A 21,857-nucleotide genomic window follows, 5' to 3' on the forward strand; every position below is an offset into this window, starting at 1 on the left:
TAATTTTAATTGATTAAAATATATTAGATGCATTATGCATACGACTGAATCAAACGAGTTATGCTCGATAAATATATAGAATTTACTATAGGTTGGTGTTGAAATATCTGACTTATTTCATTATAATCGTAAGTAACAGAACAGATTTTTGTAAATAGATTTATACTAGTAACATGGATGGCATTAAGAAATTTGTTTTGTAGGGAACAAGTGGGAAATGTTAAAGATAATAATTAGTTTTTCTAAATGAATATTATGCCTACGCCATCCTCGGCATAAAAGTTCAGCCTACTATACAGGCTTTTAAGTAAGAAAATAATATATAAATTTTTAAACTCAGCAAGTTTGTGTCTGGGGGTGTACATAAACTTGATAAGCGCATATTATAGCGCATAGATAAGGAAAATATATGAGACAAGATATTGAATATAGAAAAGAAAATAACGAGATCATCGTTCAAAAATATAATGGAACATCGAGCAAGATTGAAATCCCAAGTGCTATAGATGGACTGCCAGTTACAGAAATTGCTGATTATGCTTTTCATAATTGTAGAAGTGTACAAAAGATAATAATACCTGATAGTATAACAACAATAGGTAACCATGCTTTCTATGATTGCAGAAAACTAGAAAGCATGGTTGCTTCTGATGCAATTAATAGCATTGGTGATGGAGCTTTTAAGAACTGTTACTTATTAAAATCGATCGAAATAAACTTAAGAAATGGAAAGATTGCAGTAGTAAGAAATATTTTATCTGAATTTAGTTCAGAGCTGACAGTTACACTTCACTATGCGCAGAATGCTTATGAGAAAGGGAAAACTGCGAAGATAATTTTCCCAAAGTTTTTATACGACTATGTTGAGAATAACTCTGCAAGAATTATTCGCCAGGAAACCTATGGTTCTGGAGTACATTACCGTGAGTGTATGACTGATCATGATATTGATTACAAAAAATATGATTCAATTTTTCATGTCGGTATGGCGGTTGATATGTTAGATACAACTTTGTTTATCGCACTTTATCGAATCATGTACCCGTATCAACTGACGAATACTGCAAAAGAAAATTACGGAAACTTTATTAGAGAACATTTTGATGTATTGATGAAACTATTAGTTGAAGATGAAATGCGTAATGAGATCCTTTGCTTAATAGAAGAAAACATTATATCCTTAGAGCAACTGGATAATTTAATGGAATATGCAAGAAGGCAACAAAAACTAGAACTTGTTAGTTATTTTTTAAGCTATAAACAACGGAATTACCTTAAAAAAAGTATGACCTTTGATTTATAGGCAGGAAGAAATGGAGGTAAGAATGGAGCATGAGGTTAAGCAAAGACTAAGGCAGCTTGGAGAGAGAATCTTAAAAAATAGTTCCAATGAGCTGTACTTATCAATGCGATTTTTAGATGTTCCACTCAGTGAATTAAATTATGAGCTACGGATGTCCTCTTTTTATATGGGAACGGATGGAAGTACTATTTATTATAATCCAAGATTTGTAATAGAAAAATACGTTTATGATAGTGTATATGTAAACCGTTCCTATCTTCACATGTTACTTCATAGTATTTTTCGTCATATGTATTTGAGAGAAGAACGAGACGAAGAAAAATGGAATTTAGCATGTGATATCGCAGTGGAATATATTATAGATGGCCTGGATAATAAGGCGACGAAACGGCTTGTTTCATCCCGACGAGAAGAACTTTATGAACGTTTATCCAAGGAACTTAAGGTATTCACAGCGGAAGGTATCTATCATTTACTTCAGATAAATTGGTTAACTGAGCGAGAGCTTGTTCAATATAGTGCTGAATTTTTAGTATGTGACCATCAGTTTTGGAACTTTGGTATCTCAAAAAATAAAGTGAAGGATAGTGAGGATTCTAATCAAGAAGAGAAACATGACCCTTCAAATAAAAATGAGCAAGCAGACAAAGAGAAGAATTCAAAAGAACAATCAAGAGAGAATCAAACAGGGGAAGAAAAACAAGATAGAGATAAACAAGATAGAGATAAACAAGAAACAGAAAAAGAAAAAGGGAATAAGGATAAAGGGAATAATCAAGAGGGAAATAACGAGACTAGGGAAGACAAGACGGGAGAAGAAAATAGTCAAGAAGATAGAACTCAAGATGATAATACAGAAGGAAATAAAACTCAAGAAGATAAATCACAAGAAGATATAAACCAAGAAGACAAAAATCAAGAATATAAGTCATATGATGATTCCATGGATGAAAATGCTCATCATGAACATGAAGCCAACAATAGAAAAGCGCAGGAAAATCGTTGGAAGGATATCAGTGAAAAGCTTAAGACAGACCTTGAGACTTATCAGGCAAATAATCCAAAGTCAACAGAAAGCTTATTAAAAGGGATTGGTGCAGCGAATCGTGAAATTTATGATTATCAGACGTTTCTTCGAAAATTTGCAGTATATAAGGAGCGTCTTCAAGTAGATGAGGATTCATTTGACTATGGTTTTTACACTTATGGTATAGAACATTATGGGAATGTTCCTTTCATTGAACCATTAGAATATAAGGATGAAATGCGTGTTGAGGAGATTGTAATAGCAATTGATACTTCTGGATCATGTGCTAGTGATTTGATCTATCGTTTTTTAAAAGAAACAATAAAGATTCTTAAAAGCACAGAGACATTTCATGATAAATTTCGAATTCATTTGATTCAGTGCGATGATGAAATTAGGGAACACAAGATTCTTACGAATCTTATGGAATTAAATCAATATATGGAACATTTTCAGGTGAAAGGATTTGGTAATACAGATTTTAGACCTGTGTTTGAATATATCAAAGAATTAAAACAAATGGGGGAATTAAAACGTTTAAAAGGACTACTGTATTTTACAGATGGATATGGTACTTTTACTAGCAAACAACCAGAATACGAAACTGCCTTTATTTTTGTTCGTAATCAGTATGAGGAAGACAAAGTACCTGTTTGGGCAATGAAGGTTGTATTAGAAGAAGAACAAATTGAAAAGATGGGTGATTAGTTACGATGAATATAAAAGAATGCAAAATTGAAATTAGGAATACAATACAAGCGTATTTAAAGAAAGATGAATTCGGGGCATATATGATACCGGTAAAACATCAACGTCCCATTTTACTTATGGGGCCTCCGGGGATTGGTAAAACAGCTATTATGGAGCAGATAGCAAGAGAATGTGAGATAGGGTTGGTTTCTTATACCATTACTCACCACACAAGACAAAGTGCAATCGGACTTCCAAAGATTGAACAGCGAAGTTTTCAGGGTACTGAGTATACTGTAACAGAATATACAATGAGCGAAATTATTGCTGCTGTATTTGAAAAGATGGAAAATACAGGTCTTAAGGAAGGAATCTTATTCTTAGATGAGATCAATTGTGTATCAGAAACGCTGGCACCAACGATGCTACAATTTCTTCAGAATAAGACCTTTGGAAATCACAGTATTCCAGAAGGCTGGATTGTAGTTGGAGCAGGTAATCCACCGGAATATAATCGCTCTGTTCGTGAATTTGATATTGTAACTCTTGATAGAGTAAAACGAATTGAGCTTAGAGAGGATTATGGTGTTTGGAAAGAGTATGCTTATATACAAAAACTCCATGGCTCGATATTATCTTATTTAGAGATTAAGAAAAATAATTTTTATATCATTGAGATGTCGGTAGATGGAAAGCAGTTTGTGACAGCAAGAGGCTGGGAGGATTTATCTCAAATTTTGTATGCTTATGAAGAACTTCATTTACCTGTTACAGAAGAAGTAGTAAAAGGATATCTTCAGCATCCTAAGATTGCAAAAGACTTTGCAAACTATTATGAATTGTACTTGAAGTATCAAAAAGATTATCAAGTACAAGATATCTTAGAGGGTAAAGCAGAAAATCATTTAAAGAGACAATTGCGTACCGCTGGTTTTGATGAAAGATTAAGTGTTCTTTCGTTATTACTTGACCGACTTTCATGTGACTTTTATGAAACCTATCAGATGGGTGAATATCTAAAAAGACTTCATGCTACCCTAAAGGAAGCAAAGGAGTATTTTTCCAATGCTTATATGGAACCTGAAGTTATCATGACTGATATTATTACTCAAAAAGAGAAGGAACTTGCGGATAAAAAATCTGCAGGATTATTGGATCGCACACAAAGTATGGCTTATAGTAAGTTAATTTTAAAATTATATTATTTCAAAGAGCAGATACTATTAAATCGTTTGAGAGAAAATGATCATGCCTTCTCCTATATCAAAACGGAATTTGATACGATGGTGGAAGATTATCAAAACAAAATTACTACAACATCTAATTCTTTAGAGAATTCCTTTATTTTCTTAGAGGATACCTTTGAAGAAAGCCAGGAATTAGTCGTTTTCTTAACAGAGCTTACAGGTAATTTTTATAGTATGAATTTCATCGGTGAACATGGAAGTGAGCATTATGTAAAGCATAATCAAAGCTTATTGTTCTCTGATACAAAGCAAGAGTTACTAAAAGAAATCGATGAGTTAAAACAATTATCTTAATTTTGCTTAGAAGTTTTAAAAGATGGAGGAATCATGAAAACAAAATACAAAGGAATACTTTGTATTCTATGCTCAGCATTTTGCTTTGCCCTTATGAATACATTTGTAAGACTATCAGGAGATTTACCCTCCATTCAAAAAAGTTTTTTTCGAAATGTTGTTGCGTTAATTTTCGCTTATATTGTTATAAAAAAGAATAAAGAAAGTTTGAGATGTAAACAAGGGAATTTTAAATATCTGATGATACGTTCTTTTTTTGGAACCATAGGAGTTTTGTGTAATTTTTATGCAGTAGATCACTTATTACTATCAGATGCATCTATGCTAAATAAGATGTCTCCATTTTTTGTTATCATACTTAGTATGATATTTTTAAAGGAAAAGGTAAATCTAGTTCAGGGGCTTGCGGTGGTGGCAGCCTTTGTAGGAAGTTTATTTATTATAAAACCTACATTTTCGAACATGGAGTTAGTACCTTCCTTAATCGGTTTACTAGGTGGATTTGGTGCAGGAGCTGCTTATACTGCAGTGCGTTATCTCGGACAGCGTGGAGAAAAGGGGTCCTTAATTGTATTCGTCTTTTCTGCCTTCTCTTGTCTTGTTACCTTACCATTTCTAATCTTTCAATATGCACCTATGGAACTTTGGCAAATCGGTGTATTATTATTAGCAGGGTTAGCTGCAGCTGGAGGCCAGTTTGCAATCACAGCTGCTTACTCTTATGCACCTGCAAAGGAGATTTCTGTTTATGATTATTCTCAGGTAATCTTCTCTGCAATCTTAGGATTTATTTTATTTGGACAGATACCAGATAGATTTAGTATTCTAGGTTACTTTATTGTATGTGCAACAGCAATTGGAATGTTTTTTTATGGAAAGAAACAAAAAAGTGTTTGATATAATTATTAATTAATATTTGAACCTCCTAGTGAATGAATGATATGATCCTCCTTAAGTAGACAAGGTAAATAACCAAAATCTACTTAAGGAGGATTTTTGTGTCTAGGCAAAAATATAGCCCTGAATTAAAAGCTCAAATTTCTGAAGAATATTTATCTGGTAAAGAATCAACACATACACTAGCCAAAAGACATGGTATAAATGCTAAGGTAGTGAAGTTTTTTATACCCCAACATTATAGAAGCTATTATTTCTAATATATTAGTTTGAATATTCCTACTAACATGCTTGTGTCTTTCTCTTCGAAATTACCAACGAGATACCAAAGATAGTAATAGCAAAACATAATTGTATTAGAATACCAAACATAACATCTTTTAATCCACTTCCAACAAGTTTTGTGTTTTTTCCTATAATTTTATTCGTTACAACGTACCAGTACGAAGGTAAAAATTTTGAAATGTAAAGTACTTGTTTACTCATAACCGATTGAGGAACAAATACGCCACCCAAAAAGCAGAGTCCTAGAGATACTGAGTTACTAAAGATAGAGATTGCTTCCACGGAATTACTAAATATACCTATGAGATAGGATATGCTAAAACTAACGATGAGGAAGGAAAGGCTATTTAGTAAATAAAATCTGTATACTCCAGAGTGTATCATGTCAGTTCCTACTAGAATAAAAGGAAACAACATAAGTAAAATCCAAATGATAACAGAAACAATGATGTTAGCGAGAGATAATTCAAAATTACGCTTTTTTAAAGAGAAAGAGGCACAAATCGTTCTGTTTTTTACATCTTTATCATTAAAGAGAATGAGAATTAAACTAATGCAGGATATCAAGATTGCAACCATGGGGTAAGGTAGATATTGAAAATAGTAATTATATCTTGGGACTTCCTCTAAACTATTTTTATCCAACTGCATAGTAACTGACGCATTGGACTGCATAATATCTTTCGTTTTTATCATAGCGTCCGATGGTGTATAGCCAAGGGCAAGATAGGTCTTTAAAAATCTTATGATTTGGTCGAGTTGTATGCTAGATAAAGCTGTAACACTGGCATCAGGTGCTTCTAACGTTTCTAGTGGCATATCTTTCCCAGCAATAAGATTTTCTTCAAATCCAGCTGGTATAATGATGATTTCATGAACAGAATTAAAGTAAAGTTCATCTTGAAAAACTTCAGGATCATCTTCTAATTCGGTCAATATATGGAGTTCACCAATATACTTCTTAAGTTCTATACTAGTCGCTGAATGGTCACGGTCAATGACAGCAAGTTTAAGTTTAATGTCTTTAAATTTAATCTGCTCCTCTGGAGAACCATTTCGTACAGCAATAGAGCTAAGACCTAAAAAGATTACTAGATTGATAATAAAACTCCATTTATTTTTAGCTAATAGTTTAAAAAATGTTTTAAATACTATCATATCGTTCCCTCCTAAGTAACAAAAAGCTTGCGAAAATAAAGATTGCTGCAATGACTAGTAAGGATACTATATCACTTGTAAATCTAGAGTAATCACTAAATACAGAAAGACTATAAAAAGCGTCTGTTATCAAAGCAGCGGGATTGATACGATTTAATAACGGAACATTTGCTTCTATGATATATTTTATAGTATCAACCATTAAACCGCTGAGGAAACTTAATATTAAGCCAATACCGGTAACTATAGAAACACGTAGTGCCTCATGACCTTTGCTAATAGATCCAACAAATTGACCGTAAGCAATTCCAATTACACTACCAAGAAATACAGTAAGTAAAAAGAAGAACGGCTGATCCCCAATCGGTATACCAAGAACAAATCTAAGATAGATCCATACAACAGTTAGTTCTAGAAAGTGAATGGTTATTGCTGCGGAAGAGTCTGCAAGGATTAATATTAGCTTATTGGTTGGAGTAATGCATCTTCTTGCAGCTACTGGTTTTTGGTTACCTTGAATATCCATACTATTGCTCAGCCCTAAATAACTTCCAAACATACATGACATTGCAATTAAGGAATAAAAATATTGGATAAAGCCATTGGTATTCTTTCCATTAAGTGATACTTTCACAATATTTTGAGCATCGGATTGTAATAGTAATATTGCTTTCGGAAGAGATTGTGGATCGTTTCTTGCAATATCCTCTATTGCTTTACTCATACGACTATATTGATCTAGAAATTGTTTTAAAATGTTGGTTTGTAACTCACTATCAGATACAAATAATTCTACAGTATCAGATAGATTTATTATCCCATTTACTGCTCCTTCCCTAAGCATTTGATCTGCTTCTTCCCTTGTTGTTTTTGTAACTTGAAACATTGGAGTTTCATCTTTATAGGTGACTGCTGGAAGCACAGATAAGAGAGCATGTTCTTGTGGCAGCTCTTTTTCAATTACAACAGCGACAGGGATACTATCCATTACACCAAGATTTAACATTATATCACCAAAAGCAGCACGAAATAATGTTCCTAATAAAATAGGAAAGAAAAATGCCCAAAAAAGAATGGTAGGAGTCTTTAAAAAGTATTTGATACGGTATTTATACTGATGAAAAAACATAGGTGCCTCCTTAATCTCTAAGTTCCTTGCCGGTTATTTCAAGGAATACGTCATTTAGGGTTGGTAGTTCTGTATAGACACGGCCAAATGCTACCTCATTCGATTGTAGGTAGTTTAGAATTCGGATTAGGTTATGCTTTCCTCCACTACAACTGATTAATAGTTGTTGACTGTCATAATCAACCTTATAAACATGAGGTAGCTCTTTAATATTCTCAAGATGCTTCTCATCTAACTCTAAAACCTCAATGCATATGGTCTCTCCCGTCTTTATCATAGCCTTTAGCTGCTCCTTCGTACCTATTGCTATCGTTTTACCTTTATCAATAATAGCAACACGACTGCAGATTTGCTCGACTTCCTCCATGTAGTGAGTGGTATAGATAATTGTTGCACCTTTCTTATTTAAATCCACAATACCCTCTAATATACGGTTTCTACTCTGCGGGTCTACTGCTACCGTAGGTTCATCCAAGATAATTAACTCTGGCTTATGAGCTATGCCACAAGCAATATTTAATCGACGTAACAAACCACCAGATAATTTTTTAGGATAAAACTTTGTAAAATCCTCCAAACCTACAAATTCAATTGCTTCATTCACAAGTTTTTTTCTTTCGCTTTTATCTTTTATATATAAACCACAAAAGTAATCGATATTGTCATAGACAGTTAATTCGTTAAAAACAGCTACATTTTGAAGAACGACCCCGATTTTACGTTTCAAATCGTAGCTATCTGGTCTCATAGGTTTACCAAAAACCTCAATATTTCCTTTATCAAAGTTTAACAAAGCTAAGATACATCCAATGGCAGTTGATTTGCCAGAACCATTCGGGCCTAGTAGTCCAAAGATTTCACCTTTTTCTATACTTAGGTTCAAGTGATCAAGAGCTAGGAGATCTTTATATCTTTTTACGAGATTTTCAACTTTAACAATCATATAATATCCTCCAATTATTTTAGTTATGAGATTATTATAGGAATATTCAAATGCATTTGGTAGTGTTTTCCGTCAAGTATTCATGTGACATTTATCACATTTGATAGTTAGGATTTGAGAATGGAAATGGATTAGAGTCAAAAAGAAATGAACTAAGGAAATAGTTTGAAATAAGCTCTTCAAAGGGTATAATATATTATTAGTGCAGAATAAAGTAAAAAACTTATTGGGAGGATACATGACACTACAGCAGTTAAGATATGTAATTACGATAGCAGATTGCGGTTCTATGAATGAAGCTGCAAAAAAGCTTTTCATCTCACAACCTAGCCTTTCGGGGACGATAAAGGAACTGGAAATAGAAATAGGATTTGATATTTTTCTTCGTTCTAATCGAGGAATCGTAATAACTCCGGAAGGAGAGGAGTTTCTTTCCTATGCAAAGCAAGTGTCAGAGCAATGTCGGTTATTGGAAGATAAGTACATTGAAAAAAAGTCAAAGAAAAAATTCAGTGTATCTATGCAGCATTATACCTTTGCAGTGAAAGCTTTCGTAGAGATGGTAAAAAAGGTGGGAATGGAACAGTATGAATTTGCAGTTCATGAAACGAAGACCTATGAAGTAATTGAAAATGTAAAGAATTTTAAGAGTGAACTAGGAGTTCTATATCTTAATGATTTTAATGAACAGGTGATGACAAAGGTTCTTAGAGTGAATAGTTTAGAATTTGTAGAACTATTTCAATGTGACACTTACGTATATCTTTGGTCAGGGCATCCGCTTGCAAACAGAGAAATTATTTCCATGAAGGAATTAGAAGAGTACCCATGTCTAGCTTTTGATCAAGGTAAAAATAACTCTTTCTATTTAGCAGAAGAGGTTAAGAGTACTTATGACTATAAACGTATTATTAAAGCAAATGATAGAGCTACGATATTAAATTTAATGATAGGCTTACATGGATATACCTTATGTTCCGGAATCATTTGTGAGGAATTAAATGGGGATGATTATAAGGCTGTTCCTTTAGTTGAAAGTGAAACAATGAGAATTGGATATATTAAACGAAAAGGCTCTATTATCAGTAGTAATGGCGAATTATATATCAAGGAATTAATTAATTATAAAGACATGGTGTTATAGGTTTAACCTATAACAGATTATTGGTTTTGAGTATTAACACTTTCTTTTTTTGACTGTTATAATAACAACATAAGAACAACAGCAGGAAAGAAACTTACGAAGGTAGATTGTTAAGATTAGTAGTGAGCAATATAAAAAGTAATAAAGTAGTAATCTTTAAATATCTAAATAATGTTTTTTATAGCTGAAGTAAAATGGAAGAAGACCAGAAGACCAAGAAGAGGTCAAGAAGAAGACCAAGAAGAAGGTCAGGAAAAAGGTCAAGAAGAGACAAAGAAGAAGGCCAAGAAGAAGGTCAAGATGAGGGCAAAGGAAGGAAGCCAAGAAGAAGGTCAAGATGAGGGCCAAGGAAGAAAGCCATAGAAGGAAAGGCTAGTAATCAAGTAATGAGATTAAAATAAAGAATAAATAACCTAAGGAAGATACACAAAATAACGGAAGGGAGAAATACGATGCGTACTGTAAATTCAATAAATACTATGAATATGATGATGTGTTGCAATGGTGGATGTATGTGTAATTACATGCCTAGTTCAGTGCGCTCAAAATCCGGTTTTTTGTAAGATTAGTGTTATCAAAATCTGATAAAAGAACAAGGAAAACAGGGTGCATGAGCAAATGCACCCTGTTTTTTTGTAGGAAAGGAGTTAACACGTCCTACTAAGCAGGCATGTTTTCAAGATTAAAAGATTGAATAGTATTTCAATCAGAAAGTTTGTGTCAGCGCTGCATTCACAAACTAAGCATTGTTTCCGAATGCATAACAAAGAGCAGCGCAGAAATGAGGTTGTAAATGATTCGATTTGAAAATCTTAGTAAGACATTTGCTTCTGGTGATCGATTTGTTGATGCTGTTAAGAATGTTAATTTAACCATTGAAAATGGTAAGGTTTATGGCATCATTGGTTTCTCTGGAGCAGGAAAGTCTACTCTAGTAAGGTGTATCAATTTATTAGAGAAACCAACGGAAGGTAAAGTTTACATCGGTGATGTCGAACTCACTGCACTAAAAGGTAAGGAACTTAGAAAACAGCGAAGAAAAATCGGAATGATCTTTCAACACTTTAATTTGTTTGCATCCAGAACAGTTTTCGAGAATGTTGCGTACTCTCTAAAGCATCAAGGATTATCAAAAAAACAAATTGAAGAGAAAGTCAATGAGCTATTAAAGCTAGTTGGTCTTGAGGAAAAAGCGAAAGAATATCCATCAAAACTTTCTGGTGGACAAAAGCAGAGGGTGGCGATAGCAAGAGCGTTAGCGAACGATCCGGATATTTTACTGAGTGATGAGTCTACCAGTGCTCTAGATCCACAAACTACAGTTTCAATTCTAAAACTGCTAAAAGAAGTAAATCAAAAGCTCGGTATCACAATCGTCATCATCACCCATGAGATGCAGGTGGTAAAAGAAATCTGTGATAGGGTTGCTGTAATGGAGAATGGCGAAGTTGTAGAAGAAGGGGACGTATTTGAGATATTTGCGAACCCACAAAAGAAGATAACAAAGGATTTTGTTGATAGTACTTCAAATCTTTCAAGAATCTATCACTACATAGATGAGAAAGCAAAGATTACAGAACTTAGACAAGGGGAGTGTATTTTACGATTTAAGTACTTAGAGAGAAGCACATCAGAGGCTCTCGTATCACAGTTATCAAGAGAATTTGCATTGAACATTAATATCATTTTTGGAAACATTGAGTTAATCGGTGAAAATCCAATCGGTGGTTTGGTTTCTATCGTAAGTGGAAAGAAGGAAGATATTGATGGTGCTATAAAGTATTTACAAGATAAAAATGTTGGAGTGGAGGTGATACTTGATGCAAGAGCTTCTTGAAAAATATCTACCGAATGTCATGTCGAAGCTTCCTGACTTTTATAAAAGTATTGCCGAAACGTTACAGATGGTTTTAAAAGCAGGAATCATGATTTTTATCATTGGATTGTTGTTAGGAATTATCTTAACTGTAACCAAAAAGAATGGAATACTTGAAAACCTAGTAATTTATCAGGTTCTTGATAAGTTGGTCAATTTCTTTCGCTCCATACCTTTTATTATTTTACTGGCAGGTCTAATTCCACTGACTAGATTGATATCTGGAACAGCAATTGGAGTGAAAGGGGCAATCGTTCCATTAGTTTTTGGTACCGCACCATTCTTCTCAAGGCAAGTAGAAACCGCTCTAGCAGAAATGAATCCAGGACTGATTGAAGCTGCACAAGCGATGGGAAGTGGTCCGATTGAAATCATTTTTCGAGTACTATTAAGGGAATGTATTCCTTCCTTAGTAAGAGCAACTACGATAACTGCGATTAACTTAATCAGTTTAACCGCAATGGCTGGCGCTATTGGCGCAGGGGGCCTTGGCGATTTTGCAATTAGATTTGGTTATCAACGTAATCAAACGGATGTAACTTATGCATCCGTGGTTGTTTTAGTTCTACTTGTAAGCATTATCCAGATCGTTGGTAACGTGGTATCAAGAAAATGTACACATTAGGAGAGAAAAGTTATGGCAAAACCAAGAAAAGTCATTATTATCGGTGCAGGACACGTAGGGTCTCATGCTGGGTATGCACTGGCAGAGCAAGGGCTTGCAGAAGAAATTGTCTTTATTGATATTGATAAAGAGAAGGCAAATGCACAAGCACTGGATATCTATGATGCAACAGTATATCTGCCACACAGGGTTAAGGTGAAATCGGGTGACTATAGTGATGCAACAGATGCAGATCTCATGGTAATTGCAGTAGGGACCAACCCTGATAAAAGTAAGGGCGAAACAAGAATGAGTACCCTTACAAATACAGCAGCTATTATAAAAGAGGTGGCTGGGCATATCAAGAATTCAGGTTTTGATGGTATCATCGTTAGTATTTCAAATCCTGCAGATGTAATAGCACATTATTTGCAGCATTTACTTCAGTATCCATCAAATAAAATTATCTCAACAAGTACGGTATTAGATTCTGCCAGACTAAAAAGAGCGATTGCAGATGCTGTTGGAATCGATCAAAAATCAATTTATGGATACGTTCTTGGTGAACACGGGGAAAGCCAGATGGTTGCATGGTCATCGGTAACCATAGCGGGCAAACCAATCTTGGAACTAATCAAGGAGAAACCTGAAAAATATGGACAGATTGATCTTTCTAAGCTTTCTAAAGAAGCTAAGTTAGGGGGATGGCATATCTTAAGTGGAAAAGGTTCAACGGAATTTGGAATTGGTGCAGCACTGGCTGAGGTCACTAGAGCTATTTTCTCAGATGAGAAGAAGGTATTACCAGTATCTACTCTCTTAAATGGCGAGTACGGCCAGCAGGATGTATATGCATCAGTTCCTACAGTACTTGGAATCCATGGTGTAGAAGGAATCATCGAATTAAATTTGACACCTAAGGAAAAGGAAAAATTCGATGCCTCTTGTAGGACGATGAAAGAAAATTATGAGTATGCGCTGACGCTATCTTAAGATAAGACACATTTATGGTAAGTAAGATAGAATATGAGAATTTGCTATAAGCAGTTTTACGATATGATTATTTAGAAACCTTGTAGTATAGAGAGTGTAAGAATGTTAGCGTATCCATTTAATCAGGGACATTAAGAGAAGTTAAGAGCATTCTTTGAAATGGGAAGGATTTATTCTAACACGGACATAGTTGTTATTGGATGAACTATAACAGAAGTAGCAAATTTTAATTAAATAAAAGTAAAAGAGTTATTTGAACTTAAAAAAGAATAGAAAAGGGGAAAAATTATGAGAAAATTAAAAAAATTAGGTATTTTAGTGTTAGGATTTACTTTGGCTTTTGCGGTAACTGGATGCGGAAAAAAGGATGCCACTAAGGACAACAAAGTAGTTAAGGTCGGTGTTGTTGGTGAGTCGAATGAAATGTGGGTTCCTGTCATTGAAGAACTTAAGAAAGAGGGAATCGAGGTTCAGTTAGTGTCATTTTCGGACTATAATACTCCGAATGCTGCTCTAGATGGTGGTGAGATTGATTTAAATGCATTCCAACATCATGCTTACTTGGATAAGGAGATAGCTAACAATAGCTACAAGATTGAAGCAATCGGCGATACATTTATCTCCGCTATGAACATTTATTCCAAGAAGATTGCAAATCTAAGTGAAGTAAAAGAAGGGGATAAAATCGCAGTTCCAAATGATGCAACAAACGAAGGAAGAGCTTTAAAAGTTCTTGAAGCAGCAGCTCTTATCGAGTTAAACAAAGATGCAGGCGACAGTCCAGAAATAAAGGATATTATTGCAAACCCTTTCAAGTTTGAATTTGTAGAAGTAGATGCAGCAAATGTATATGCTTTGCTACCAGACGTTGCGATTGCTGTTATTAATTGTAATTATGCCTTAGATAACGGGTTAAATCCAGGAAAAGAAGCAATATTCCAAGATAGTCCAAATATCTATGTAGGGAAGAATTATGTGAACCTGATTGCAGCAAGAAGTGAAGATGCAAATAATGAAGTATTAAAAAAGGTTGTGAAAGCATATCAATCAGATGCAGTAAAAGAAGTTTATGCAGATACCTATAAGGGCTCTTATTTAGCTGCATGGGAGGAGTAAATAATGAAACCATTAAGCGAACGAACTGCCAATTTCTCGGATTCCGTAATCCGTAGAATGACTAGAGTATCGAATCAATACGATGCTATTAACTTATCTCAGGGATTCCCAGATTTTAATCCACCAAAAGAGATAACAGATAGACTTGCTAACTTAGCAGGAGAAGGCCCTCATCAATATGCACTTACTTGGGGAGCTGAGAATTTTAGGTATGCCCTTGCAAAGAAACAGGAACAATTTTCTGGAATGAAGATTAATCCAGATACTGAGATTGTTGTTACCTGCGGAAGTACAGAAGCGATGATGGCAGCGATGATGACCGTAACAAATCCTGGGGATAAAGTGATTATATTCTCACCTTTTTATGAAAATTACGGTGCGGATGTCATACTTTCGGGTGCTGAACCTATCTATGTACCACTAAAACCTCCTACATTTTCCTTCGATGCAAATGAGTTAGAGGATGCATTTAAAAAGGGTGTTAAGGCGTTAATTTTATGTAATCCATCAAATCCTTGTGGAAAGGTATTTACTTATGATGAACTAAAAATTATCGCAGACCTTGCAATAAAATATGATACTTATGTTATTACAGACGAAGTATATGAGCATATCATATACGAACCAAATAAACATATTTATATGGCAACCTTGCCTGGTATGAGGGAAAGAACGATCATATGTAGTTCACTATCCAAAACATATTCGATTACTGGATGGCGTTTAGGATATGTAATCGCAAATCCTGTAGTGATAGAAAGGGTAAAAAAAGTCCATGACTTTTTAACGGTTGGAGCAGCAGCGCCGTTAATGGAAGCAGCGGTTGTAGGGCTTAATTTTGGAGAAGAATATTATAAAGAGCTTCAAAAACATTATGCACAGAAAAAAGAACTGTTTGTTGGTGGACTGGCAGATTTAAAACTAAACTACACAGATCCACAAGGTGCTTACTATGTTTTAGTGGATGTTTCTGAATTTAATGTAAAAGACGACGTAAGATTTTGCGAATGGTTAGCTAGAGAAGTAGGTGTGGGAGCAGTGCCAGGTTCCAGCTTTTTTAAAGAAGAAGTGAATCATCTAATTAGACTTCACTTTGCAAAGAAAGATGAAACATTAATAGGAGCTTTAGATCGTTTATCTAATATAAGAAATAAGGCTTTAAATAGTAATGGATATTATTAAATTATGGCAACGTTTTTTATAACGGCGGCACGTCACCATGACGCGCCGCCGTTTCAAAAGAAGCGTAAAATTCATTACTTATTGACGATAATGCCTATTATGTACAAAGATTTCATCTTACCTGTTAAACCACGCACAAGTTCTACAGCTTTTCGGCATATCGGAATTTGAATTAACCGCTTCCCGCAATTCGTTGTATTTAGCACTTTGCCATACTTCCTTGAAGCTTTTATCGCAAACATTCCCCGTCACATCGCCGCCGTTGCAGCATAAGTACACATCACCGTTATATGCTATAGACGCGCTAACAAAAGGCGCGTTGCAACTTGTGTCAACAAGAAAATTATCCTTGTGAAGATATTTATTCCCCCACCATAAATAATCGCCGACTTTTGTTGGATATAGACTATTAAGCATTCCGTGGCTGTCAATAAAATCGGCGGTATTTTCAATTTCACGCCGTAAATCATCATTTGCTTCCGCTGCGTATTCAGCGGGGGCGGTTACAAGACCGTATCCCATGCGCTTTATTCCCAAAGAATACGCAAGCTCTGCTATCGCCAATAACTGATTTTGATTGTCTTTTTGAACCGACGTATAAATTTCGGGGGATTTTAATAAAGGCATATTAGAATATGCCTCAGAAAGGGCTTTCAATTTCTCGCAAACAAATTCAAAATTTGCCCCACGCCTGATGTTCTCAAACGTGTTTTTATCCGCGCCGTCAAAAGAAACGACTACAGAGACTTCCATTTCTCGTAGGAAGTTTATCATGTTATCTGTGAGAAGCATGCCGTTTGTTGAAATATCAACTGTGCAGTCCGCCCTCTTCTTAGAACAAGCATAACGGACATATTCGCGGAAGTCCTTTAAAATGAGGGGTTCACCCCAGTTAAATAAAGAATAGCTTCTTACATAAGGTGCGGTTTCATCAACAAGTCTGCAAAACAAGTTAAAAGGCATTGTTTTACCTGTGATTTGAACCTTGTCGCGACACATTTTACAGGCTAGGTTGCAATCCTGCGTTAAGTCAAGATACAATTTATATGGATATTCTGGTGTTATCTGGCCGCCTGAGCAAGCCTGCATTTGCGAGTAGCTATTGTTAGTATAAAATTTCATGGGTTTCTCCTTTTTTAATTAAAATTTTTAATAAACTTAAATCAGAAACCCAATGCGGACGAACTATTGATTCCTCTGCGTGAACTTCGTCCGAACATCGGATTTCATGCAGAGCGAAACATCTAAGAGAATCACCATTTTACATAACATAATATCAGCTCCTTTATATATTATCTTTACTTCACATTATAACAAAAACTTGTCCCAAATCACAATAGGTCGCATGTTTTTTTGACAGGCGGCCTTTTTAATAATGGGAAAAATAAGAAAAATGTTTAACAATAGGTAAAGAATATGGTAAAATCATGGTAATTATGATTTGAGTTTCTAAAACGAAAGGAATCATGGCCATAGCTGTGATCCATGAAGGGAGAACCTGTTTGAATTCCATCTATGATCGTTTACTTATACTAATATGTTGCAGCTTTTTTCTAGATTTAAATACAAATATAAAGTATGCAGTGATAGCCTTACTGGTTGCAATGGCAATCAGTGAATTTAATTATGTAATGGAAAAAGAATTTTTGTTTTATGTTAGTTATATTTGCTATTTTCTACTCTGCCTTTTTATGCCGCAATTCTTCGCATTTTTACCGTTACTATTATATGAAGCAGTTTGGTTTCGTAAGAAGGCGCTAAGTATCGCAGTCATAATTACTGCTGGATATCAAATCACGCAGTTTGATTCAATTTTTAAGTGTTTATTTTTTATCATGTTACATATTATTGCTGTAACATTTGCGGTACGAACGATGAAGCAAAGCCAATTGAAGGAACGATTATTTAAACTACAAGACACAACCAAAGAATCTAAGATGGAGTTAGAAGCCAGAAATCTAGAACTTATAAGTCAGCAGGATACCGAGATCTATTTAGCTACATTAAAAGAAAGAAATCGAATTGCTAGAGAAATACATGATAATGTCGGTCATATGTTATCTCGTTCTATCCTAATGGTAGGTGCAGCCATTGCGGTAAATAAAAATGAGGAAAGTAAAGAGTTACTTTGTGGATTAAAAGATACATTATCGGATGCTATGAATTCCATAAGACTAAGTGTTCATGATTTGCACGATGGTGCGATTGATTTGAAAACGAGTGTAGAACAGTTGGTGAACGATTTTACTTTTTGTAAAGTGGAATTAGATTATGATATGGGAAATGTGGCAAATCGGAATGTAAAGTATTGTTTCTTAACGATTTTAAAAGAAGCATTTTCTAATATGATAAAGCATAGCAATGCCACAAAAGTGGAAGTAGTACTACGGGAGCATCCAGGGATGTATCAGCTACTGATAAAAGACAATGGAACTGGAATTAAAAAGATATCAGGTGAAGGAATCGGATTAATGAACATGAAAGACAGAGTGAATGCATTAGGAGGAAATATTACGATTACTTCAGAAAAAGGATTTCGTATATTTGTAATAATACCAAAAACGTGCGAGGAGAAAGAGTGAAAGATTTTAATCTTTCATTCACCAAGTTTGTGCTACGCCAAACTTGAGTCATTAGATGCTCCTAAAAGATAGTCGTAGCATGGAGGCTAAGAATGAGAATTGTAATAGTTGATGATGACCGTTTGGTATGTTCTTCTTTAAAGGTTATCTTAGAAATGGATTCTGAGATTAAAGTAGATGCCGTCGGTAATGATGGGAGTGAAGCCATCACTCTATATGAGAAATATATTCCTGATGTACTTTTAATGGATATTCGTATGGCAACAATGAGCGGTATTGAGGCGGCAGAAAAAATTTTAGCGAAACATAAAAATGCTAAAATATTATTTTTAACAACATTTTCAGATGATGAATATATCGTAAAGGCATTAAAGATTGGTGCAAAAGGATATTTGTTAAAGCAAGACTATGATAGTATACAACCTGCGTTAAAAGCGGTTTCTATCGGACAGAGTGTATTTGGTTCAGATGTTGTAACCAAGTTACCAGACTTAATGCAAAAGAAAAAGGAATTTCCTTATGAGGTGTATCAGCTAACAAAGAAGGAGTATGAACTCCTAACTATGGTCGCGGAAGGACTTAGTAACAAAGAAATCTCAGATGCTATGTTCTTAAGCGAGGGAACGGTCAGGAATTATTTAAGTAATTTGTTGTTGAAGCTTGATGTTAGAGATCGGACGCAGGCAGCGATTTTTTATTATAAGCAGATGCAGTGAAGGCTACATGCTAAAGGCCTAGATTTTTCTGATTTTATTCATCCTGTAAGGTATATAAAGGTACAATGTAGAAACTGCTTTCTTTCAAGTAGATAGGGAGTGATTCATACATGGTGCCTTTTCTCATTCTTGTACCATATTCATCACTTTCCAGAATATTTGTTCTTATCATTCCCTGTACTTTTGTGTTATGATAGAGTGGAAAAGATTAATGGAGGTGTCGGTATGAAATTTATGCATTTATCGGACTTGCATATTGGAAAAAGAGTAAATGAGTTTTCGATGATAGAAGACCAGACTTATATCTTACAAAAGATTTTAGAGCTTGCAGATGAGGAAAAACCAGATGCATTACTAATTGCTGGTGATGTTTACGATAAGAATCTACCGACGGTTGAAGGTGTTAATTTGTTGGATGATTTCTTATCAGGCTTACATAAACGTAATATTCCAGTATTTATGATTAGTGGAAATCATGATTCTGCGGATCGACTTAATTTTGCAAGCCGTATTTTAAGAAATAATGAAGTTTATATAGCGGGTACTTATCAAGGGGAGATAGCGCACTTTACATTAAAAGATGGACATGGTCCAGTCAATATTTATCTGCTGCCATTTGTAAAGCCAGCCATTGCTTCCGTGTATCACGAGGGAATTGAGTCTTATCATGATGCAGTGAAGGCGATTCTAGGGGCAGCGAAGATTAATAAAGCAGAGAGAAATATTCTTGTAGCACATCAATTTGTGACAGCAGGAGATACTTCGCCTGAATGTTGTGATTCTGAAAACATATCAGTTGGAGGACTTGATAATGTTGATGCTAGTGTATTTGATGATTTTGACTATGTTGCACTAGGACATCTTCATGGACCACAGCGAATTGGAAGAGATACAGTTCGTTATGCTGGTTCTCCTCTAAAATACTCCTTTTCTGAAACGAATCAGAAAAAATCTTTAACAATGGTAACGATTAATTCCAAAGAGGAGATTAAACAGGAGTATATTCCTTTGTTACCATTAAGGGATATGCGTCAGTTAAAAGGGCCAATTGATGAAGTTTTAAATCCCAAGAATTATCGAAATGGTAATACGATGGACTATATTCATGCGACCTTAACTGATGAAGAGGAAATCTATGATGCAATCGGGCGGATTCGAAGCATTTACCCAAATGTAATGCGAATTGATTTTGATAACAGTAAGACAAAGCCAAATGATACAGCAAAATTGGTAGCTGAGGATGTTATTAGAAAAGACCCTCTTAGCTTATTTGAAGAGTTTTATAAGAATCAGAATAATGTTCCTATGTCCGAAGAACAGAATGATATCATGAAAAGACTACTGTTTGAGTAGTGTTAAGAGAATTTCTAAGGCGACAAAGAGGTCGCCTTAGAAATAGTGAATATAGAAAAATTATTTTGTGTGGCGTAAGGAAAGGAGGGTGATTTATGAAACCGCTTGAGTTAGCGATTAGTGGCTTTGGGCCATTTAAGGGTGAAGTTATTGTGCCATTTGAAAAGATTGGGGAGTCAGGGCTTTTTTTAATCAGTGGTGATACTGGAGCTGGTAAAACGACAATATTTGATGCAATTGCATTTGCATTATTTGGCTGTGCAAGTGGAGAAAATCGGACCACCGATTCTATGCGCAGTGATTATGCCACTGGTGATGATAAGACCTATGTTAAGCTAGTGTTTTCACATAAAGGTAGACGATATGAGGTTGAGAGAAATCCATTATACCAAAGGGCGAAAAAACGTGGAGATGGATTTACGGAGGAAAAGCCAAATGCAACTCTGATAAAATGGGATGGTTCCGTGGTAGCAGGCTATCAACCAGTTACGAATGAAATCATGGAGATCTTATCCATTGATTATAAGCAGTTTAAGCAGATTGCTATGATTGCACAGGGTGAGTTTATGAAACTTCTTACGGCAAGCAGTGAAGAACGAGGTGTCATTTTCCGTAAGGTATTTCAAACGGGGAATTATGAAGCGGTGCAAAAGAAGTTAAAATCCATGGCTTCCGAATTAAAAGGGGAATGTGACCAGCTGGAGCGAAGTATGGTTCAGTACCTTTCTGGAATTTTACTCTCTAGGGAAAATGAAGTTTTAGAAGAGTGGAAGCGTAAGCCGGATATTCATAGAATCAATGACTTATTAGAGTTACTAGAACTTGACTTAGAGGAAGACAAAATACAATATGAAACCTTAGAGGTGGAGAATAAAGAGTTATCAAGTAAGCTTGTTGAGCTTACTACCAAGATTACTCTCGTAGAGGAGCAAGAGAAAAAGAGGCAGGAATTAGAGCAAAGAAGGCTCCTCCTAGTAGAATTAAGAAAACAATCGGATCAGATTAAATTAAGCCAAATAAATTTACAAAATGCAAAGAAAGCGTTATATCAGGTAAAGCCTGTTGCAGATGCATACCACAAGAGTAGAGTTGAAACTGAGAATCTAGCAAGAGAGATAATAGAGCAGAAGAATCGATTTAATGTTGTGTCGGAAGAGGCGAAGAAGAAGCAAGCAGAATATCAAGAGCATGAAAAAGATAAGGTTCGATTAGAAGAACTTGCAGTAGCTATCAATCAATGTAAGGAAGAATTAGCCCAATTTGAGAATCTAAAACAATTGGAAATAAGGATACAAGACAATCTTAAGAAACAAGAGGT

The 21,857-nt window shown here is 35.0% G+C and carries 20 protein-coding genes; 16 read left to right on the forward strand and 4 right to left on the reverse strand.

The features are described 5' to 3' along the window. Nucleotides 1–409 precede the first annotated feature (409 nt). The 5 genes from RTP52_RS02005 to RTP52_RS02025 all read left to right on the forward strand — a co-directional run bounded on the left by RTP52_RS02005 (nucleotide 410) and on the right by RTP52_RS02025 (nucleotide 5,718). On the forward strand, nucleotides 410–1,303 hold the full coding sequence (locus RTP52_RS02005; RefSeq protein WP_312368893.1) for a leucine-rich repeat domain-containing protein: 894 nt from the start codon (nucleotides 410–412) through the stop codon (nucleotides 1,301–1,303). Between the two features lie 22 nt (nucleotides 1,304–1,325). Then, on the forward strand, nucleotides 1,326–3,038 hold the full coding sequence (locus RTP52_RS02010) for a VWA-like domain-containing protein (protein ID WP_312368895.1): 1,713 nt from the start codon (nucleotides 1,326–1,328) through the stop codon (nucleotides 3,036–3,038). Nucleotides 3,039–3,043: 5 nt separating this feature from the next. After that, a complete protein-coding gene (locus tag RTP52_RS02015) occupies nucleotides 3,044–4,561 on the forward strand; it encodes an ATP-binding protein (RefSeq protein ID WP_312368897.1) in 1,518 nt (505 codons plus the stop codon). A gap of 33 nt (nucleotides 4,562–4,594) precedes the next feature. After that, a complete protein-coding gene (locus RTP52_RS02020; RefSeq protein WP_312368899.1) occupies nucleotides 4,595–5,458 on the forward strand; it encodes a DMT family transporter in 864 nt (287 codons plus the stop codon). A 101-nt stretch (nucleotides 5,459–5,559) separates the two neighbouring features. Then, a complete protein-coding gene (locus RTP52_RS02025) occupies nucleotides 5,560–5,718 on the forward strand; it encodes a transposase (RefSeq protein WP_312368901.1) in 159 nt (52 codons plus the stop codon). Between the two features lie 22 nt (nucleotides 5,719–5,740). On the opposite strand, the gene RTP52_RS02030 is transcribed toward RTP52_RS02025, so the two are convergent. Genes RTP52_RS02030 through RTP52_RS02040 form a run of 3 tightly spaced genes read right to left on the reverse strand, consistent with a single transcriptional unit; the run spans nucleotide 5,741 to nucleotide 8,973 of the window. Next, complete coding sequence (locus RTP52_RS02030; protein WP_312368903.1) at nucleotides 5,741–6,901, reverse strand: ABC transporter permease; 1,161 nt, start codon at nucleotides 6,899–6,901, stop codon at nucleotides 5,741–5,743. Then, a complete protein-coding gene (locus RTP52_RS02035; protein WP_312368905.1) occupies nucleotides 6,888–8,030 on the reverse strand; it encodes an ABC transporter permease in 1,143 nt (380 codons plus the stop codon). The genes RTP52_RS02030 and RTP52_RS02035 overlap by 14 nt, the downstream gene beginning before the upstream one ends. Before the next feature lie 10 nt (nucleotides 8,031–8,040). After that, complete coding sequence (locus RTP52_RS02040; RefSeq protein WP_312368907.1) at nucleotides 8,041–8,973, reverse strand: ABC transporter ATP-binding protein; 933 nt, start codon at nucleotides 8,971–8,973, stop codon at nucleotides 8,041–8,043. Between the two features lie 238 nt (nucleotides 8,974–9,211). Here RTP52_RS02040 and RTP52_RS02045 point away from each other — a divergent pair, with 238 nt between their 5' ends. The 7 genes from RTP52_RS02045 (at nucleotide 9,212) to RTP52_RS02075 (ending at nucleotide 15,888) form a co-directional block, all read left to right on the forward strand. After that, nucleotides 9,212–10,117, forward strand: a complete 906-nt coding sequence (locus RTP52_RS02045) for a LysR family transcriptional regulator (RefSeq protein ID WP_312368909.1) — start codon at nucleotides 9,212–9,214, stop codon at nucleotides 10,115–10,117. A gap of 171 nt (nucleotides 10,118–10,288) precedes the next feature. After that, nucleotides 10,289–10,480 carry a hypothetical protein gene (locus tag RTP52_RS02050; protein WP_312368912.1) on the forward strand — a complete coding sequence of 64 codons (192 nt, stop codon included), beginning with the start codon at nucleotides 10,289–10,291 and terminating at the stop codon, nucleotides 10,478–10,480. A 430-nt stretch (nucleotides 10,481–10,910) separates the two neighbouring features. Beyond that, nucleotides 10,911–11,954: a methionine ABC transporter ATP-binding protein gene (locus RTP52_RS02055; protein ID WP_312368914.1), complete on the forward strand. Its 1,044-nt coding sequence runs from the start codon at nucleotides 10,911–10,913 to the stop codon at nucleotides 11,952–11,954. After that, the gene (locus tag RTP52_RS02060) at nucleotides 11,938–12,618 is read left to right on the forward strand and encodes a methionine ABC transporter permease (protein ID WP_312369149.1); all 681 of its coding nucleotides are present in this window, start codon (nucleotides 11,938–11,940) and stop codon (nucleotides 12,616–12,618) included. The genes RTP52_RS02055 and RTP52_RS02060 overlap by 17 nt, the downstream gene beginning before the upstream one ends. Nucleotides 12,619–12,630: 12 nt before the next feature. Beyond that, complete coding sequence (locus tag RTP52_RS02065; protein WP_312368915.1) at nucleotides 12,631–13,590, forward strand: L-lactate dehydrogenase; 960 nt, start codon at nucleotides 12,631–12,633, stop codon at nucleotides 13,588–13,590. A gap of 288 nt (nucleotides 13,591–13,878) precedes the next feature. Continuing rightward, nucleotides 13,879–14,706 (forward strand): MetQ/NlpA family ABC transporter substrate-binding protein, encoded by an 828-nt coding sequence (locus RTP52_RS02070; protein ID WP_312368916.1) that lies wholly within the window; start codon nucleotides 13,879–13,881, stop codon nucleotides 14,704–14,706. A gap of 3 nt (nucleotides 14,707–14,709) precedes the next feature. Then, complete coding sequence (locus tag RTP52_RS02075) at nucleotides 14,710–15,888, forward strand: pyridoxal phosphate-dependent aminotransferase (protein ID WP_312368918.1); 1,179 nt, start codon at nucleotides 14,710–14,712, stop codon at nucleotides 15,886–15,888. A gap of 117 nt (nucleotides 15,889–16,005) precedes the next feature. On the opposite strand, the gene RTP52_RS02080 is transcribed toward RTP52_RS02075, so the two are convergent. Further along, nucleotides 16,006–17,010, reverse strand: coding sequence for a radical SAM protein (locus RTP52_RS02080; protein WP_312368920.1), 1,005 nt, complete (start codon nucleotides 17,008–17,010; stop codon nucleotides 16,006–16,008). Nucleotides 17,011–17,390: 380 nt separating this feature from the next. On the opposite strand from RTP52_RS02080, the gene RTP52_RS02085 reads away from it, so the two are divergent. From RTP52_RS02085 to RTP52_RS02100, 4 genes are all read left to right on the forward strand, one after another. Beyond that, the gene (locus tag RTP52_RS02085) at nucleotides 17,391–18,470 is read left to right on the forward strand and encodes a sensor histidine kinase (RefSeq protein ID WP_312104023.1); all 1,080 of its coding nucleotides are present in this window, start codon (nucleotides 17,391–17,393) and stop codon (nucleotides 18,468–18,470) included. Nucleotides 18,471–18,562: 92 nt separating this feature from the next. After that, nucleotides 18,563–19,186 (forward strand): response regulator transcription factor, encoded by a 624-nt coding sequence (locus tag RTP52_RS02090; protein WP_312368923.1) that lies wholly within the window; start codon nucleotides 18,563–18,565, stop codon nucleotides 19,184–19,186. A gap of 225 nt (nucleotides 19,187–19,411) precedes the next feature. Further along, on the forward strand, nucleotides 19,412–20,539 hold the full coding sequence (locus RTP52_RS02095; protein ID WP_312368925.1) for an exonuclease SbcCD subunit D: 1,128 nt from the start codon (nucleotides 19,412–19,414) through the stop codon (nucleotides 20,537–20,539). A gap of 95 nt (nucleotides 20,540–20,634) precedes the next feature. Continuing rightward, nucleotides 20,635–21,857: AAA family ATPase (locus RTP52_RS02100; RefSeq protein WP_312368926.1), on the forward strand; the 1,223-nt coding region annotated here is incomplete at its 3' end.

It is taken from the genome of Lachnoclostridium sp. (genome assembly GCF_031997925.1).
Taxonomy (GTDB): Bacteria; Bacillota; Clostridia; order Lachnospirales; family Lachnospiraceae; genus Lachnoclostridium.

Excerpts from the sequence above, each read along its gene's own strand:
- RTP52_RS02005 (WP_312368893.1), top strand. The coding sequence starts at position 410 with ATGAGACAAGATATTGAATATAGAAAAGAAAATAACGAGATCATCGTT.
- RTP52_RS02010 (WP_312368895.1), top strand. The coding sequence starts at position 1,326 with ATGGAGCATGAGGTTAAGCAAAGACTAAGGCAGCTTGGAGAGAGAATC.
- RTP52_RS02015 (WP_312368897.1), top strand. The coding sequence starts at position 3,044 with ATGAATATAAAAGAATGCAAAATTGAAATTAGGAATACAATACAAGCG.
- RTP52_RS02020 (WP_312368899.1), top strand. The coding sequence starts at position 4,595 with ATGAAAACAAAATACAAAGGAATACTTTGTATTCTATGCTCAGCATTT.
- RTP52_RS02030 (WP_312368903.1), bottom strand. The coding sequence starts at position 6,901 with ATGATAGTATTTAAAACATTTTTTAAACTATTAGCTAAAAATAAATGG.
- RTP52_RS02035 (WP_312368905.1), bottom strand. The coding sequence starts at position 8,030 with ATGTTTTTTCATCAGTATAAATACCGTATCAAATACTTTTTAAAGACT.
- RTP52_RS02040 (WP_312368907.1), bottom strand. The coding sequence starts at position 8,973 with ATGATTGTTAAAGTTGAAAATCTCGTAAAAAGATATAAAGATCTCCTA.
- RTP52_RS02045 (WP_312368909.1), top strand. The coding sequence starts at position 9,212 with ATGACACTACAGCAGTTAAGATATGTAATTACGATAGCAGATTGCGGT.
- RTP52_RS02050 (WP_312368912.1), top strand. The coding sequence starts at position 10,289 with ATGTTTTTTATAGCTGAAGTAAAATGGAAGAAGACCAGAAGACCAAGA.
- RTP52_RS02055 (WP_312368914.1), top strand. The coding sequence starts at position 10,911 with ATGATTCGATTTGAAAATCTTAGTAAGACATTTGCTTCTGGTGATCGA.
- RTP52_RS02060 (WP_312369149.1), top strand. The coding sequence starts at position 11,938 with ATGCAAGAGCTTCTTGAAAAATATCTACCGAATGTCATGTCGAAGCTT.
- RTP52_RS02065 (WP_312368915.1), top strand. The coding sequence starts at position 12,631 with ATGGCAAAACCAAGAAAAGTCATTATTATCGGTGCAGGACACGTAGGG.
- RTP52_RS02070 (WP_312368916.1), top strand. The coding sequence starts at position 13,879 with ATGAGAAAATTAAAAAAATTAGGTATTTTAGTGTTAGGATTTACTTTG.
- RTP52_RS02075 (WP_312368918.1), top strand. The coding sequence starts at position 14,710 with ATGAAACCATTAAGCGAACGAACTGCCAATTTCTCGGATTCCGTAATC.
- RTP52_RS02080 (WP_312368920.1), bottom strand. The coding sequence starts at position 17,010 with ATGAAATTTTATACTAACAATAGCTACTCGCAAATGCAGGCTTGCTCA.
- RTP52_RS02090 (WP_312368923.1), top strand. The coding sequence starts at position 18,563 with ATGAGAATTGTAATAGTTGATGATGACCGTTTGGTATGTTCTTCTTTA.
- RTP52_RS02095 (WP_312368925.1), top strand. The coding sequence starts at position 19,412 with ATGAAATTTATGCATTTATCGGACTTGCATATTGGAAAAAGAGTAAAT.